A 14,547-nucleotide genomic window follows, 5' to 3' on the forward strand; every position below is an offset into this window, starting at 1 on the left:
CGCTCCCTCCTACCGGCCGAGTGCCGGATAGCGCCGCTCAGCCAGCCGGATCGACAGCAGCGTGACGGTGGTCAGCGAGAGATAGAGAACGGAGGCCGAAAGGTAGAAAGTTAAGGGTGCGCGCAAGGACCCGGCCCCCACATACGCAACGCGCATGATGTCGGTCAGGCCGACGATCGAAACCAGCGCGGTATCCTTGAAAAGCGAAATCCAGAGATTGCCATAGGCAGGCAGCGCAAGCCGCAGCATCTGCGGTCCGATGACGAACATCCAGCGCTGCCAGGCGTTCAGCCCAAGCGACTTTGCCGCTTCGGTTTGACCCGCTGGCACCGCCGCAATCGCGCCGCGAAACACTTCTGTCGCATAACCGCTGAAGACGACCGAGAGCGCGATAACGCCTGCGGTGAATGCGTTCACCTCGACATACCGGCCGGCGATCTTGCTGGCGAGCGTGGTTCCGCCGAAGTAGATGAGCAGGATAACGAGAAGTTCTGGTACACCACGGACGACTGTGGTGTAGGCGGTCACGACCGCGTTGAGGCGCGGTTTTGCCGTACCCTTCGAAATCGCCAAAAACAACCCAAATGCCGTACCAAGGCAGCCGCTGACAAGGGCCAGGCTGATGGTCACGCTGAGTGCGACAACAAACTGAGTAGTAAAACCACCCATGGGGCGCTTTCCTCGACTCGCAATTACCGAAGGATACGCCGGCCTTTGTCACTCAGACCAAGCCGTATAACCCAAGGTTGTGAATTGTTATATTTGTAATTTGGAGTTAATTTGACATATTCGCTAATTCTAGCGCATGAAATTACACACTCAATCTATAATTTTTATTATTTTATCTATAACGCGCCGTTATATACTGAGGTGGTTCGGTGCTCCTCAGGATGGCGATTTCTGCTTCCCGGGTGGTTATCAGGGAAAGGCGCGCAGGGAATGGAGTTGCTGCAGAGCGACCTGAAGCTCCGTCAGTTGAAGGTCTTCCGAGAAGTGTTGCGGGCCGGTTCGACACGGCGAGCAGCGGTTGCGCTCGGGATAAGCCAGCCGGCCGTCAGTCAACATGTGAAGCAACTCGAGACCACGCTCGGCATCACACTCTTCAAGAGATCAGCCAACCGCATCGTTCCCTTGCAGGAAGCCTGGGAACTCCTGCGAAACGTGGAACTTGCCCTGACGTCCCTGGATCGGCTTGAAGCGTCGATCTTCGCTATAAAGAACGAGGAAAAGCAACGGATTGGGATTGCCGCGCCTTCTGTTTTCGGTTTCGTGACCTTGCCCAAGGTTGTGGCGATCATCCACTCAAAGACCGCTTCGAATGTCCGCTCGATTTCTGGAAGCTACGAGCAGATCGGCGAGCACATCCTGGCCGGGCGGGCGGATCTCGGAATCTCAAGATTGCCCCTGGATCCACGCCTGTTTGAGTGGGCGCCGCTTGGGTCGGCACGAAACGTATGCATCTTTCATCCCGACCATCGCTTTTCAAAACAGACCTGTATCGAGGCTCACGACCTGGCAGGCGAAACGATCGTCGATATCGATCCCCAGTTCGCCGCCCACCAAATGAACTTCAATGCGTTGCGCTTCGCCGGCGTCGAGCCAGACATACTGGTGGAATTCGACTGCAACGGTCACGAAGCCGGATACGTTTCGGCTGGCCTAGGCATTTCGATAACCAACGAGATCATCGCGCGTGAGTACGCTGCGTTTCACTTGGGAATAAGGCCAGTGGAGCCGTCCGCGCTCTACCACTACGTTGCGATTTGGCAGAAGGGCCGGACCTTTTCCAGCGCATTGAATGTCTCGCTCGAGGCGATCATCGCCGCGTTTTCCACGGAGCCGCCTGCGGTTTCCTTAGGAAGCGCCAATTTATTGGCGGTCGGCTAGGCTGCCCTCGCAGTTCGGATCGTGTGCAGGGTTTCCGGCTGAGATGTGTATATCAACGCAACATCTTCCAATCCTTGCGACCCGTGACAACATCGCTCAATCCATCCTGGATTCGTCGTTGTCCTCCCAGCAACGGCGGATGTCTGGCAAAGTGGTATTAGCCGATTGCTTGCCGCAACTCCGTATGTGGCGGTGTCTGTTGAAGCCTCGCCGCGATCACATGAAGTTGCTCCGGCCTCAAGTGGGTATAGCGGCGGAGCATCTTCCAATCCTTGTGCCCGGTGACCATGGCGACCTGCTCGATGGTGAAGCCAGCTTCAAACAGGCGGCTTGTGCCTTCGTGACGCAGGTCGTGGAAGTGCAGGTCCTCGACCTTAAGTTCATGACAGGCACGTCGGAAGGCGGTTCCGGCCGACTTCCCATTGTAGGGGAAGATGCGTCCCTTTCCCTCAGTGGAGAAACGCTGCTCTTCGAGGATCGCGCGGGCGTCGTAACCACTCACATCGAGGAGCGGGATACGCATGTGATTGCCCTTTTTGTGGCGTGGGTCCTTGCGATCTCGTATCAGCAGGGTGTTGTTGCGGTCGTTCAGGTCCTCCCACGTGGCGTTGCAGATTTCCCCGAGCCGCATGGCGGTGGCGATCGCAAAGCGGATGATCTTGTCGACGGGGATAATCTGGAAGTTGTTTTCTCTGAAGTACCGGATCAGGGCCTCAATCTCGCCAAGTGTCGGCCGCCGATCGCGTTCGTTGCCCTTGCCAACAAGACCCAAGCGGGCGAGGGCGACACGACCAAGTTCCACCGGCTCCGCTGAATAAGGCAGTCCATGCACAGCCGCGCCGTGCACCAGCAATGTCCGGATGTATCCGATGTCTATTCCAACGGTGACAGGTCCGGCGCCTTCCTCGGCTCGTTCCTTGCCGAACTTTATGACCTGTTCGCGACTGAGATCCGCGATGTTGAGCCTTCCGAGCCTGGCTCGTAGCAGGTCCAGGCTGAATGCCTTCGAACGCCCGATCAACTTGCCAACTTCCGTCATATCGGCGATATGCAGGTCGATCAGGTCGGAGACCGTTTTGATCCCGTCCTTGTGCTTGGGAGCAGGCTTCTGACCCAGGTCGATTTCTCGCTCAATTCGGCGCGCCCACATCTCGGCGTCCTTGCGGAGCGAGAAGCTGGTGCTGAGGTAGTGGCCCTTGCAGCGAACCTGCACACGCCACTTGCCGGAAGCCAACTTGTTGATGGATGCCATGGGTGGTCTCTTTTTCGTGCACGCTGTGTGCACAGGGAGGGGTACAAAATGCGAAAACTGACGGATATCGTGTCGTACAAACGGCGAACGTGTGCACGTTTTAAGGCCCTGAAAATACGAGAAAAAGCGTGATAAATCAAGCCCATAGGATTTCCGTTGCGCCTATGATGGATTGGACGGACCGGCATTGCCGGTTCTTCCACCGCCAGTTGACGAGCCATGCGCTGCTTTACACCGAGATGGTGGTGGCCGACGCGGTCATTCACGGCACGCGCGAGCGGCTGCTCGGCTTCGATGCGACGGAACATCCGGTCGCGCTGCAGCTCGGCGGCTCTGATCGTGAAAAGCTCGCCGAGGCTGCCCGCATCGGCGAGGCTTTTGGCTATGACGAGATCAACCTCAATGTCGGCTGTCCGTCGGACCGCGTTCAGTCGGGCACGTTCGGCGCCTGCCTGATGAAGGTGCCGGACCTCGTCGCCGGCTGCGTTGCGGCGATGAAAGCGGCGGTGAAGATCCCCGTGACGGTCAAATGCCGCATAGGCGTCGACGAGCAGGACCCGGAACCAGCCCTCGATGCGCTGGCGGATGGGGTTTTCGATGCCGGCGCCGACGCGTTGTGGGTGCATGCACGCAAGGCGTGGCTGGAAGGGCTGAGTCCCAAGGAAAACCGAGACATCCCGCCGCTCGATTACAGCAGAGTCTATCGACTGAAGGCAAAAAAGAACAACAAATTCATAGGCATAAATGGTGGAATTCAGTCGATTGAAGAGGCCCGGGCGCATCTCGGTCACGTCGACGGCGCCATGCTTGGCCGCGCCGCCTACCACACGCCCGGCATTCTGGCCGGCGTCGATGCCGCTTTCTACGGCGTTCAGTCCGAGCCGTTCGATTTTGCCGCGCTGATCGATACGATGGCGCACTATGCGGCACGCCATATCGAGCAGGGTGGCCGGCTTGGCCATGTCACTCGCCATATGGTCGGACTGTTCCATGGCCTGCCCGGCGCGCGCCGCTACCGGCAGATCCTCTCCACCGACGCGACAAAACCCGGCGCCGGCCCCGACGTTCTGAAGACGGCTTTCGCGGCCGTCGAGTTCGGTGGAGCAGCAGCCGAAGCGGCTTGAGCTTCGGGGATCAATCCCTGAGGATCATGCGGTCGCCGCGCACGTCAAAACCCGACAATGAACCGATGAAGTTCATGCCGAGCAGGCTCTGGCTGAGCATGCCGGGTGCGGCGATCATCACCGACATATCCTTGCGCGTGATGCCGCCGATCGCAATCTGATCGGTTTTCACGGCCGCGGCGCGCGCCATGCCGTTGGCGGTCGAAACCGGTATGGTGTAGTTGAGCGCCGCCGGATTGAAACCGGCGGCCTGCGCATCCTGCGACGTCAGCACGGTGCTGGTTGCACCCGTATCCACCACGGCCCGGACCGGGTTGCCATTGATCAGGATGCGCGCTTCGAAATGGCCGTTGTCGGCCTTGTCGAGCGTCACCGTGGCGTGGCCGTCCTCGACGCCAAGTGCAAGCGGGCTGCCGGGAACAAGGCCCGCGGTCACCCGGCTGGCGACATCCTGCAACTCATAGCGATACTGGTAGCCAGCGATCAGCGCGAGTGCGATCGCCGCCCAGGCGCCGAGGTTGCGGGCCATGGCGCCCAGGGGCCGGCCCGAGCGAAGCAGGCCGGCGCCGACAAGGGCGCCAAAGGCGCCGAGCCAGATCAGTCGGCTGAAATCGTTGTTCTCCACGCCGAGCGTGCTGCCGGCGGAATCGTTGAGCATGAGCAGGACTGCTCCCACCCCGATCGCGGCCATCAATATCCAGAACAACCGGCTCATCCGCACCTCACGATAGCGCGTCGCGTTCGCGCGCCATGCGGGTGCGGCGCGTTTCCCGGCGCGGCCGGCGCTCGACCGTTTCCAGCCGGGCCGGCAATTGCGCCATGACGCTGCGGCGCGTTTCCGTCGTCATCCCGATCCAGGTGCCGATCTCCTCGCGCGTGCGGCCGCAGCCGAAACAGAAGCCGGTTTTCATGTCGATCGAACAGACCAGGATGCACGGGGATTCGATGGCCGTCATGACTTTCTCTTGGGCTTCCATCCGGAATCCCTTGTTCCACCTCCACATGGTGCAACGGCAAAGCCAATGCAAGCCCTCGCGATTGCGCCCTTCGGGGCCGGCTTTGCGTCAAATGCAGGCCCATCATCCCAGAGGTTGTGCCAACCTCGCAAGGCGGCTATGCCGCTCACCAACTCCAGGGAATGATCGACAACAAGATGACCAGCGCACTGCCCTTCGACGATTTTCGCAACCTGTTGGCCAATCTGCCGGCGGCCGACACGGCAGCCGAGACCCGCGTGCGCATGCTGTTTGCCAAGGCCGACAAACCAGGCAATTCGCTTGGCCGTATCGAGGACATCGCCGCCTGGCTGGCAGCCTGGAGCGGGCGGGCCCCGCCCGCGGTGACAAGACCGCTGATGGCGGTCTTTGCCGGCAATCACGGCGTCACGCGCCACGGCATTTCGCCACGGCCGGTGGCGGCGACCGCCAATGCGGTCGAGCTTTGCGCCGCCGGAGGTGCCGCGATCAACCAGATCTGCATCGCCAACGACCTCGGACTGAAGGTCTTCGATCTCGCCCTGCACATCCCGACCGCCGACATCACCGAGGATGCCGCGCTCGACGAGCGCGGCTGTGCCGCCACCATGGCCTTCGGCATGGAAGCGATCGCCGGCGGGACCGATCTTTTGTGCCTGGGCGATCTCGGCGTCGGCAACTCCACCGTCGCTGCCGCCCTGTTTACGGCGCTGTTCGGGGGCAGGGGCTTCGACTGGGTCGGCGCGGGGTCGGGCGCCGATGCGGCGATGCAGGCACGCAAGGCCGACGTGGTCGATGCGGCGCTGGCTTTTCATAGCGGCCATCTCGGCGACCCGCTCGAGGCGCTGCGCCGGGTCGGCGGCCGTGAATTCGCGGCGATCGCCGGCGCCATCCTTGCCGCGCGCATGCAGAAGATCCCGCTGCTGCTCGACGGATTGGCCGCCACGGCAGCCGCAGCGGTACTGCATGGCGTCAATCCCGCCGCGCTCGATCATTGCCTTCTGGCCAGCCTGTCGCCAGAGACCGCGCATGCACGCGCCGCCCAAAGGCTCGGCCTGCGCCCGTTGCTTGATCTGGGCATCAGCCATGGCGAAGGGGCAGGGGCCGCCCTTGCCGCGGGTCTGGTCAAGGCCGCCGCGCTGACCAGTTCGGGCATGGCAGCTGCGGTACGCGGCTAGAGTCTTGCCGGATTACCGTCGTCGAGCCGCCACCGCCGCCGTCGGCAGCGCGGGCAGTTCCTCCATCACCCGGCTCAGCGGGAAGATGGCGATCGCCTCGGTGCCTTCGCGCAGCTTGGAATGAAGCTCGAACTCGCCGCCATGCATGGCGAGCAGCCCTTGCACGATCGGCAGGCCAAGCCCGGTGCCTTGCTCGGCGCTCTTGATCGCGATCGAGCCCTGGCCGAAGGCGGAAAGCACGATCGGGATCTCGTCTTCCGGTATGCCCGGACCGTTGTCCTTGATCGAAATGTATTGTCCGCCGCCCGCCGTCCAACCAACGCGGACACGGATTTCACCGCCGGTAGCGGTGAATTTTATCGCATTCGACAGAAGGTTGAGCGTGATCTGTCGCACCGCACGCTCATCAGCGAAAAGGCGCGGCAGTTCGTGCTCGAAATCCTGGACGACCCGGATATCCTTGTTGCGCGCCCTCAACTCCATCATGTGACAGCAGTCCTCGACGATACCAAGCAGCATCACCGGCTCTTCGTTGAGCTGGTAGCGGCCGGCCTCGATGCGCGAGAGGTCGAGGATCTCGTTGATCAGGTCGAGCAGATGCTGGCCGGATTCGTGCACGTCATGGGCGTAGTCGCGATAGGTGGGATTGCTCATCGGCCCCAGCACCTCGTTCGACATCACCTCGGAAAAACCGAGAATGGCGTTGAGCGGTGTGCGCAATTCGTGGCTCATCGAAGCGAGGAACCGCGATTTCGCCAGATTGGCGTCTTCGGCCCGCCGCCGCGCCTCGTCCGACATCGATTTCGCCGTCTCCAGTTCGGCGATCAGCGCATCCTTTTCGGAGCGGAACGACAACATCATCAGGGACGAGTGGTTGAGATGCCGGGCCACATAGGCGAAGAACGGCAGCGACATGACCAGCAGCGCGGCCATGATCGCCTCGACCGGCATCCATAGCTTGGCGCCGGCATAAGCGTAGAGCGCCACGGGAACGGCAAAGGTGGCCAACAGCGCCCCGCGCAGAGACGAGGTCATCACCGCGGTCGCCGCCATGGCGAACAACAGCACCACGGCCTTGACGATGTGGAACGGATCGACCTCGCAGACGCTGCAGCCAAGCCACACAAACCATGCCCAGCCGAGACCGCAAAGGAAATGGCCGATCAGGAATTCCCGTCGTGCTTGCGAAGGGTTGAGGTCGGAAGCTTCCGTGCGCTCGATGCGCCGCGCCATGAAGGCAACGATGGTGTAGCAGGTCAGGGCGAACAGCGCCCAGAGCCCGATCTCGTTGCCGATTCCGGCCAGCCGGCCGGCCGCCGCGATCGACAGGACAAGAAGCGGGATGGCGATGGCGCCGCTGGTCATCGCGCGGGCATGCAGCTTCAACAGTTCGCGATCGAAATCGGGATTGCCGGCCTGCTGCGAAAGACGGTCACGCGTCTTGCGCACCGCGCGCGCCACATCGCTGTTGCGATGAGGTTTCCTGCGGTCCACAATGAACTTGTCCGCTGTGTTCGAGCGTTGCAAGGGCATCAAAACTTCAATTTATGCGAGCAGCGGTTTCCAAGTGTTAAGCTACGTTCGAATGATTAACCAACCGTTTGCCATATGAGCCGCCCGTGGTCGCCAAGACCGCGCCGGCGATACGTTGCGCGCCCCAGAAGCCTGTGGCGCCGGCTGGTGGATTACGGGCTTGCCGTCATCATCCTCGGACTGCTGATCCTGCTGGCGGCCCGCCTCGACCGGGTCGAGACACGCAAAACGCAAGGCGTGGCAATCATCAACGACGGCGATTCGATCACGCTTGGCACCGAGCGTATCCGCATGCGCGGCATCGATGCTCCAGAATATACGCAGACCTGCCGCAAGAACGGCGCGGACTATTCCTGCGGCACGCTTGCGCGTCAGTCGCTCGTTCGCCTGATCGCCGGCAAGCCCGTCTCTTGTACCGGCTGGCAGCGTGATCGTTATGGCCGGCTGCTCGGCGACTGCACCGCCGGCGGCAAGAATCTCAACCGCGCGCAGGTCGAGGCCGGCTGGGCGGTTGCCTATGGCGACTTCGAGAGCGAGGAGGCCGTCGCCCGGGCGGGAAAGGCCGGCATCTGGGCGGGAACGTTCGATCAGCCGCAGAACTGGCGAGACAGCCATCACGGGGAAGTCGTCGAGAAGAAGCACGGCACACTGGCCTCGATCGGCGATGCCGTGCGCGAGATTTTTCGCTTCTGGTGATACGCGTCCTGGAACTGGAACCGAGAACGAACAGGAGGATGGAATGAAACTCTTCGACGGGGGCCGGGCGCCCAATCCACGGCGGGTCCGCGTTTTCCTGGCCGAGAAAGGCATCGAGGTTCCGCAGGTGCCCATCGACATGGGGGCGCTCGAACACAGGCAACAGGCGGTCAGCTCGCGCAATCCCTTGCAACGCCTGCCGGTGCTGGAACTCGACGACGGCACCGTCATCACGGAATCCGTCGCCATCTGCCGTTATTTCGAGGAACTGCATCCCGAACCGGCCCTGTTCGGGCGCGGCGCACTCGGCAAGGCGCAGGTCGAGATGTGGCAGCGACGGATGGAATTCAATTTGCTCAGTTGCGTCACGCAGGCTTTCCGGCACATCCATCCGGCCATGAAGGAATGGGAAATCCCGCAGGTCCCCGAATGGGGTGAGGCCAATAAGCCGAAGGCCGTGGCGTTCCTCAGGCTTCTGGACGGCGAACTGGGCAGCCGGGAGTTCATCGCCGGTGACAGCTATTCGATCGCCGACATCACCGGCCTGATCGCCGTCGACTTCATGAAGCCGGCACGCATCAAGGTGCCGGATGACTGCGCGAATGTGTTGCGCTGGCATCAGGCCGTCTCCAGCCGGCCGAGCGCATCAGCCTGAGAATGACTGTTGAACTCGAAAACCTCGTCGCCAGGGTCCGCGCCTGCCGTATCTGCGTGGAAAATCCGGCCGGCAAGCCGTTGCCGCATGAGCCACGACCAGTACTGCGCCCTTCGTCCAGCGCCCGTATCCTGATCGCCAGCCAGGCGCCCGGCACCAAGGTACATCTGTCTGGCATGCCGTTCACCGACGCCTCCGGCGACCGCCTGCGCAGTTGGCTTGGCGTGACGAGCGACGAATTCTACGACATCGAAAAATTCGCCATCGTCCCGATGGGCTTCTGCTTTCCCGGCCAGGATGCCAAGGGGGGAGATCTGCCGCCGAGGCGCGAATGCGCGGCGGCCTGGCGCGCGCCTTTGATGGCCTCGATGCCACGGATCGATCTGGTGCTGACGATCGGCATCTATGCGCAGTCCTGGCACATGGGTGCGGCGCGCCGGCCCTCCCTGACCGAAACGGTCATGGATTGGCGCTCCATCTGGGAGAATTCCGTCGGTCCGAAAGTGCTGCCGCTGCCGCATCCCTCGTGGCGCAACACCGGCTGGCTGAAGAAGAATCCATGGTTTGAAATGGATTTGCTGCCTTTTCTGCGTTCGGAAATCCGATATCGCCTCGGCTGACCTTACAGCAAGAAATCACTCGCTTTTCCGTCAATTGGCAGAATTTCTTTCTTGTGAAAGGTCGGAATAAGGGGGAGTATAGCCAATCTATTCCCCTGGGGAGCAAAATATGGACCGCCTCGATAGAAAAATTCTCCGTCTTTTGCAGGAGGACGCGACACTCGCGGTCGCCGACGTCGCCAAGAAAGTCGGGCTGTCGACAACACCTTGCTGGCGGCGCATCCAGAAGCTCGAGGAGGAAGGCGTCATCAAGCGGCGCGTTGCCATTCTCGACCATGAAAAGGTCAATGTGCGCGTCACCGTCTTCGTGTCGATCCGCACCAATTCGCACAGCCATGAATGGCTGCGGCGTTTCTCGGAAGTCATCCAGGAGTTTCCCGAGGTGGTCGAGTTCTACCGCATGAGCGGTGACGTCGATTATCTGCTGCGGGTCGTGGTTCCAGACATCGCCGCCTATGACGCCTTCTACAAGCGGCTGATCGCCAAGATCGAAATCCGTGACGTGTCGTCGTCCTTCGCCATGGAGCAGATCAAGTACACGACCGAAATCCCGCTCGACTACATGGTGCTGGACAAGGAATCGGGTGCCAACGCCGCCTGAGCTGCAGCAGGTTGTCCTGCTTAGTTCTTCTTTTTGTTGAGGAAACTCCAGGGCGAATTGACCGGCAGGGTGACGGTGTCCGGTACGCTGCCGACGGCGACCACGTCTGCCTTGCGGACGCTGTAGCCAGACTGGATGACGCTGACGCCGTCGAGGATGAACAGCTGGCTCTTCTCCATGTCCGGCTTCAGCGCGCCGGTGACCGCGACCGGCTGATAGGCCTCGGACATTTTGTAGGGACGTGCCGGCGTGACCAGCACGATCTGGTTGGGGGGCGGCGTTGGCATGTGGCTGCACGCACCCGTCCACGGCACCAGCAGGAACTGATAGACAAGATCGCCGTCGCGATCGACCGGCAATGCGTAGCCGGCTAGCTGAATGCTTTTGTCCTGCAGGTTGAGGGACAGCGTCTCGCCATGGTCGGGCAATTTTGCCGCGATCATCGGCAGCCCGACGTTTTCGGCGGCGGATTGCGTAGCCGGACGCAGATCCTTCCAGAATATGTGCGCGGTCTCGGCCGAGGCATCGGTGACCGCGGACACAAACAATACCGCTGCGAAGGCCAGGATTGATTTGGGAGGATTGCTCATTGGCCGCGTCCCTTTGAAGCTCAAGTAAAGACGCCGCTGTCAACGACGTCAACGCTCCCGCCGCATCACATGTCGGCAGCCGCATCACATGTCGGCAGCCACTTCACATGTCGGCGAGATCCAGACATGCCGGAAAGCGGATTTCCGCGCCGTCAGCCTTTCTGGCGACGATCCGCGCGAGCGTCTTGGCATTGGACAGCTCCCTTACGGCGTCCTTGCCGATCCAGCGCGCCGTCTTGTCTGCCGACTGCGCCAATCGTTCGGCGACAGCCAGGGCAGCGCCGTGCATGTCCATTGATCGTTTGCCGATCGACCGAAGCGCCCAGTTCACGGCTTTCTTCACGAAATTGCGGCTGTCGTTGGCATGCGTTTCGATGATCGGCAGGAAGGCGAGGAAGGTCGTCTCCGGCTCCTTCTTCCGGTGGACGACAGACCAGGCCATCATGGCAAAGGCCGTGCGCCGAACGAATTCCCGCTCGTCCGCCGCGAACTCGGCGATCAGTTCTTTCCAGGCGTCCGTGTCGACAAAGAGGTCGGAGACGCCGTCGACGATGTCCCAGGAGTCGAAGCTGGCCGCCCATCGTCTTGCATCTTCAGCAGAAAACCGTTTCGGGTCAGCCGTGACGGAGGCGATGAACTGCGCCTCCATGATGCCGGTGTCCCATAGCTCGAAGGCGCGCTCGTGGTTGCGTCTGATCTTCCTGGCGATCTGCCGCTGCATGCCGTGCGAGATACCAAGCGCACGGTCGATCTTGATGCCGTAGCGCAACATGCCGAGGCGGTTCTCCTCCGACCCGATAGCGCGAAGATGGGCGACGACTTCCGCGGCTGTGGATTGAGGTGAGAGCTCTGCCACGGCGGAAACCTACTTCTCCAGGCGCGCCAGCAGCGAGGACGTGTCCCAGCGCTTGCCGCCCATCGCCTGCACATCCTTGTAGAACTGGTCGACAAGTGCTGTCACCGGCAGTCTGGCGCCATTGCGATCGGCCTCGGCCAGACAGATGCCGAGATCCTTGCGCATCCAGTCGACGGCGAAGCCGAAATCATATTTGCCGGCGTTCATCGTCTTATGGCGGTTCTCCATCTGCCAGGAGCCGGCGGCACCCTTGGAAATCACCTCGATCACCTTCTCGATGTCGAGTCCGGCCTTCTTGCCGAAATGGATTCCTTCGGCCAGGCCTTGGACGAGGCCGGCTATGGTGATCTGGTTGATCATCTTGGTGAGCTGGCCGGCACCGGCCGACCCCATCAAGCCGACCATGCGGGCAAAAGCGTCGATAACAGGCTTCGCTCTGTCGAAAGCGTTCTGCTCGCCGCCGACCATGACGGTCAGTACGCCATTCTCGGCGCCGGCCTGGCCGCCCGAGACAGGCGCATCGAGAAACGAAAACCCGCCGGCTTCCGCCGCCGCCGCCAGCTCGCGAGCGACCTCGGCCGAGGCCGTGGTGTTGTCGATGAAGACCGAACCCTTCTTCATCGATTTGAAGGCGCCTTCCGGACCGGTCGTCACCGAACGCAGATCGTCGTCATTGCCGACACAGGAGAAGACAAAATCCTTGCCCTCGGCGGCCTGTGCCGGCGTCGCCGCAAGGCTACCGCCATGCTGGCCAACCCATTGCTCGGCCTTGGCCTTGGTGCGGTTGTAGACGGTGACATCATGGCCACCCTTGTTCTTCAAGTGCCCGGCCATCGGATAGCCCATCACGCCAAGACCGAGAAATGCAACAGATGCCATGAGCTTGCCCTTCAGAAACGGAATTTGCTGCGAAAGCTCTAGGCTCTGCGCTCAATTCGTCAAGACGCGTAGGGCAGGATCGGCTGGTGCAGCTGAATTGAAATAGTCAGCGTTTCAGGTGAACGGTGATCCGGCGCTCGATCCATTCGACGCCATGGCGCAATATCTCGACCATCACCAGATAGACGAGCGCGACCCAGATATAGGCCTGGATGTCGAACGAGTTGGCGAAGGCGAGCTTTGCATTGCCCATCAGATCATAGACCGTGATGATGGCGACGATGGCGGACGCCTTGACCATCAGGATCAGTTCGTTGCCATAGGGCCGCAAGGCGACGATCAAGGCTTGCGGCAGGATGATCTTGCGCAAGGTCTGCAACTTGTGCAGACCAAGCGATGCCGCCCCTTCCCATTGCCCTCTTGGCACGCTCTCGATGGCGCCGCGCAGAATCTCGGCCTGATAGGCGGCGGTGTTGAGCGCAAAGGCAAAGACGCCGCAATTGAACGCGTCCTTGAAAAAGTCCCAGAGGCCGATCGACTGGAGCTCGACCCTGAACGAGCCCAATCCGTAATAGACGAGATAAGTCTGGACCAGCAGCGGCGTGCCGCGGAAGAAATAGACGTAGCAATAGGCGAGGCCGGACAGGATCCGGTTCTTGGACATGCGCCCGTAAGCGACGGGCACCGACAGGATCGCGCCGAGCACCATCGATATGGAAACCAGCGAGAGCGTTACCCCAAGCCCTCGCAAATAGGCTGGCGCATATTTGGCGAAGAACTCAGGGTTCCAGGCAAGGAAGAGATAGCTGACGATGCCAATGCCGAACAAAATCCACAGGCAGACCAGCGCATAACCGGCAATACGCCTGCGCGGCCAGCCGCGCGCCCGGGGCGGGGGCCGTTCGACGATGGTGGCCGTGGCGTTCATCGTTGCGCCTCCCGCCGGCCAAGCGAGCGCAGAATCGCGCTGGTGGCGAAGGACGACAGGACGGCCAGGGCAAGAAAGACCAGGGAGGCGACGCCGAAGAACAGGAAAGCGTGCTTGGTGACGCGGGCGGCAATGCTGGCATTGCGCAGCGTCTCGGCCAGGCCGACGACCGATACCAGGGACGTGTCCTTGAGCAGGCTGAGCCAGCAGTTTTCCAGTCCGGGGAACGCGATGCGCAGCAGTTGCGGCACGATCACCTTGCGCATGGTCAGCCAGTTCGAAAGACCGATGGCATAGCCACCCTCATACTGGCCTTTCGGAATGGCCCGGAAGGCCGACAGGAAAACCTCGCTGGCATAGGACGAGAAGATCAGCGCAAGCACGATCATACCGGCGACAAAGCTGTTGACGTCGATGGTGGTGTCCGGCCGGAAGTACCTGACGAGATGCTGCAGCAGGATCGGCATGCCGAAGAAGAACAGGAAAAGCGTCACCAGCTCCGGCAGGCCGCGAAAGACGGTGGTGTAAATGTTGGCGGCAAGGCGCAACGAGGGTTCTTCGGACTGCTTGGCGAGTGCAATGAAAAAGCCGATCGCCAGGCCGATGGGCAGCGTGGCAAGCGCAAGCGCAATGGTGATCAGTGCGCCATAGGCAATATCGTCAAGCCAGCCTTCGGGTCCCCAACTGAGAAGTGTCCATATGCTCTGGGCTGGCATCGACCGGTCTTATCTCCACGGCATTCCCAAGACGAATAGAAAGACGGCGGGGAAATTC

Annotated in this window: 17 protein-coding genes; 7 read left to right on the forward strand and 10 right to left on the reverse strand. The window is 61.3% G+C overall.

Annotation, left to right across the window (positions count from 1 at the left end):
• Window positions 1-9 precede the first annotated feature (9 nt).
• Window positions 10-669 carry an ABC transporter permease gene (locus NKJ04_RS20430; protein WP_352677227.1) on the reverse strand — a complete coding sequence of 220 codons (660 nt, stop codon included), beginning with the start codon at window positions 667-669 and terminating at the stop codon, window positions 10-12.
• 270 nt (window positions 670-939) lie between these two features.
• Here NKJ04_RS20430 and NKJ04_RS20435 point away from each other — a divergent pair, with 270 nt between their 5' ends.
• On the forward strand, window positions 940-1,887 hold the full coding sequence (locus NKJ04_RS20435) for a LysR family transcriptional regulator (protein ID WP_352677228.1): 948 nt from the start codon (window positions 940-942) through the stop codon (window positions 1,885-1,887).
• A 157-nt stretch (window positions 1,888-2,044) separates the two neighbouring features.
• Here NKJ04_RS20435 and NKJ04_RS20440 read toward each other — a convergent pair whose 3' ends face one another.
• Window positions 2,045-3,139: a site-specific integrase gene (locus NKJ04_RS20440; RefSeq protein WP_127259349.1), complete on the reverse strand. Its 1,095-nt coding sequence runs from the start codon at window positions 3,137-3,139 to the stop codon at window positions 2,045-2,047.
• A gap of 128 nt (window positions 3,140-3,267) precedes the next feature.
• On the opposite strand from NKJ04_RS20440, the gene dusA reads away from it, so the two are divergent.
• On the forward strand, window positions 3,268-4,263 hold the full coding sequence (dusA, locus tag NKJ04_RS20445; RefSeq protein WP_352677229.1) for a tRNA dihydrouridine(20/20a) synthase DusA: 996 nt from the start codon (window positions 3,268-3,270) through the stop codon (window positions 4,261-4,263).
• A gap of 10 nt (window positions 4,264-4,273) precedes the next feature.
• On the opposite strand, the gene NKJ04_RS20450 is transcribed toward dusA, so the two are convergent.
• Window positions 4,274-4,978 (reverse strand): TIGR02281 family clan AA aspartic protease, encoded by a 705-nt coding sequence (locus NKJ04_RS20450; RefSeq protein WP_128303645.1) that lies wholly within the window; start codon window positions 4,976-4,978, stop codon window positions 4,274-4,276.
• Between the two features lie 7 nt (window positions 4,979-4,985).
• Window positions 4,986-5,219, reverse strand: coding sequence for a DUF1289 domain-containing protein (locus NKJ04_RS20455; protein ID WP_164892906.1), 234 nt, complete (start codon window positions 5,217-5,219; stop codon window positions 4,986-4,988).
• Window positions 5,220-5,416: 197 nt separating this feature from the next.
• On the opposite strand from NKJ04_RS20455, the gene NKJ04_RS20460 reads away from it, so the two are divergent.
• Entirely contained in the window at window positions 5,417-6,415 is a 999-nt protein-coding gene (locus tag NKJ04_RS20460) for a nicotinate-nucleotide--dimethylbenzimidazole phosphoribosyltransferase (RefSeq protein ID WP_352677230.1), read from the forward strand.
• 12 nt (window positions 6,416-6,427) lie between these two features.
• Here the strand turns inward: NKJ04_RS20460 and NKJ04_RS20465 are convergent, their stop codons facing one another.
• Window positions 6,428-7,948 (reverse strand): sensor histidine kinase, encoded by a 1,521-nt coding sequence (locus NKJ04_RS20465; RefSeq protein WP_352442420.1) that lies wholly within the window; start codon window positions 7,946-7,948, stop codon window positions 6,428-6,430.
• A gap of 75 nt (window positions 7,949-8,023) precedes the next feature.
• On the opposite strand from NKJ04_RS20465, the gene NKJ04_RS20470 reads away from it, so the two are divergent.
• The 4 genes from NKJ04_RS20470 (at window position 8,024) to NKJ04_RS20485 (ending at window position 10,520) form a co-directional block, all read left to right on the forward strand.
• On the forward strand, window positions 8,024-8,644 hold the full coding sequence (locus tag NKJ04_RS20470; protein ID WP_352552225.1) for a thermonuclease family protein: 621 nt from the start codon (window positions 8,024-8,026) through the stop codon (window positions 8,642-8,644).
• A 43-nt stretch (window positions 8,645-8,687) separates the two neighbouring features.
• On the forward strand, window positions 8,688-9,299 hold the full coding sequence (locus NKJ04_RS20475) for a glutathione S-transferase (RefSeq protein ID WP_352442421.1): 612 nt from the start codon (window positions 8,688-8,690) through the stop codon (window positions 9,297-9,299).
• Window positions 9,239-9,919 carry a uracil-DNA glycosylase family protein gene (locus NKJ04_RS20480; RefSeq protein ID WP_128303649.1) on the forward strand — a complete coding sequence of 227 codons (681 nt, stop codon included), beginning with the start codon at window positions 9,239-9,241 and terminating at the stop codon, window positions 9,917-9,919. The genes NKJ04_RS20475 and NKJ04_RS20480 overlap by 61 nt, the downstream gene beginning before the upstream one ends.
• Window positions 9,920-10,028: 109 nt before the next feature.
• Complete coding sequence (locus NKJ04_RS20485) at window positions 10,029-10,520, forward strand: Lrp/AsnC family transcriptional regulator (RefSeq protein WP_006205209.1); 492 nt, start codon at window positions 10,029-10,031, stop codon at window positions 10,518-10,520.
• Window positions 10,521-10,540: 20 nt separating this feature from the next.
• Here NKJ04_RS20485 and NKJ04_RS20490 read toward each other — a convergent pair whose 3' ends face one another.
• The 5 genes from NKJ04_RS20490 to NKJ04_RS20510 form a co-directional block, all read right to left on the reverse strand.
• Window positions 10,541-11,110, reverse strand: coding sequence for a DUF3299 domain-containing protein (locus NKJ04_RS20490; protein WP_352677231.1), 570 nt, complete (start codon window positions 11,108-11,110; stop codon window positions 10,541-10,543).
• Between the two features lie 103 nt (window positions 11,111-11,213).
• Window positions 11,214-11,966: a DNA alkylation repair protein gene (locus tag NKJ04_RS20495; RefSeq protein ID WP_352677232.1), complete on the reverse strand. Its 753-nt coding sequence runs from the start codon at window positions 11,964-11,966 to the stop codon at window positions 11,214-11,216.
• A gap of 9 nt (window positions 11,967-11,975) precedes the next feature.
• Window positions 11,976-12,845: an NAD(P)-dependent oxidoreductase gene (locus NKJ04_RS20500; protein ID WP_352677233.1), complete on the reverse strand. Its 870-nt coding sequence runs from the start codon at window positions 12,843-12,845 to the stop codon at window positions 11,976-11,978.
• Window positions 12,846-12,951: 106 nt separating this feature from the next.
• Window positions 12,952-13,773 carry an ABC transporter permease gene (locus tag NKJ04_RS20505; RefSeq protein ID WP_352552220.1) on the reverse strand — a complete coding sequence of 274 codons (822 nt, stop codon included), beginning with the start codon at window positions 13,771-13,773 and terminating at the stop codon, window positions 12,952-12,954.
• Window positions 13,770-14,489 carry an ABC transporter permease gene (locus NKJ04_RS20510; protein WP_352552218.1) on the reverse strand — a complete coding sequence of 240 codons (720 nt, stop codon included), beginning with the start codon at window positions 14,487-14,489 and terminating at the stop codon, window positions 13,770-13,772. Before NKJ04_RS20510 ends, NKJ04_RS20505 begins: the two co-directional genes overlap by 4 nt.
• Between the last annotated feature and the right edge of the window lie 58 nt (window positions 14,490-14,547).

The organism is Mesorhizobium sp. M0618 (genome assembly GCF_040320765.1).
Lineage (GTDB): Bacteria > Pseudomonadota > Alphaproteobacteria > Rhizobiales > Rhizobiaceae > Mesorhizobium.

Excerpts from the sequence above, each read along its gene's own strand:
- NKJ04_RS20430 (WP_352677227.1), bottom strand. The coding sequence starts at position 669 with ATGGGTGGTTTTACTACTCAGTTTGTTGTCGCACTCAGCGTGACCATC.
- NKJ04_RS20435 (WP_352677228.1), top strand. The coding sequence starts at position 940 with ATGGAGTTGCTGCAGAGCGACCTGAAGCTCCGTCAGTTGAAGGTCTTC.
- NKJ04_RS20440 (WP_127259349.1), bottom strand. The coding sequence starts at position 3,139 with ATGGCATCCATCAACAAGTTGGCTTCCGGCAAGTGGCGTGTGCAGGTT.
- NKJ04_RS20450 (WP_128303645.1), bottom strand. The coding sequence starts at position 4,978 with ATGAGCCGGTTGTTCTGGATATTGATGGCCGCGATCGGGGTGGGAGCA.
- NKJ04_RS20455 (WP_164892906.1), bottom strand. The coding sequence starts at position 5,219 with ATGACGGCCATCGAATCCCCGTGCATCCTGGTCTGTTCGATCGACATG.
- NKJ04_RS20460 (WP_352677230.1), top strand. The coding sequence starts at position 5,417 with ATGACCAGCGCACTGCCCTTCGACGATTTTCGCAACCTGTTGGCCAAT.
- NKJ04_RS20465 (WP_352442420.1), bottom strand. The coding sequence starts at position 7,948 with ATGCCCTTGCAACGCTCGAACACAGCGGACAAGTTCATTGTGGACCGC.
- NKJ04_RS20470 (WP_352552225.1), top strand. The coding sequence starts at position 8,024 with ATGAGCCGCCCGTGGTCGCCAAGACCGCGCCGGCGATACGTTGCGCGC.
- NKJ04_RS20475 (WP_352442421.1), top strand. The coding sequence starts at position 8,688 with ATGAAACTCTTCGACGGGGGCCGGGCGCCCAATCCACGGCGGGTCCGC.
- NKJ04_RS20485 (WP_006205209.1), top strand. The coding sequence starts at position 10,029 with ATGGACCGCCTCGATAGAAAAATTCTCCGTCTTTTGCAGGAGGACGCG.
- NKJ04_RS20490 (WP_352677231.1), bottom strand. The coding sequence starts at position 11,110 with ATGAGCAATCCTCCCAAATCAATCCTGGCCTTCGCAGCGGTATTGTTT.
- NKJ04_RS20500 (WP_352677233.1), bottom strand. The coding sequence starts at position 12,845 with ATGGCATCTGTTGCATTTCTCGGTCTTGGCGTGATGGGCTATCCGATG.
- NKJ04_RS20505 (WP_352552220.1), bottom strand. The coding sequence starts at position 13,773 with ATGAACGCCACGGCCACCATCGTCGAACGGCCCCCGCCCCGGGCGCGC.
- NKJ04_RS20510 (WP_352552218.1), bottom strand. The coding sequence starts at position 14,489 with ATGCCAGCCCAGAGCATATGGACACTTCTCAGTTGGGGACCCGAAGGC.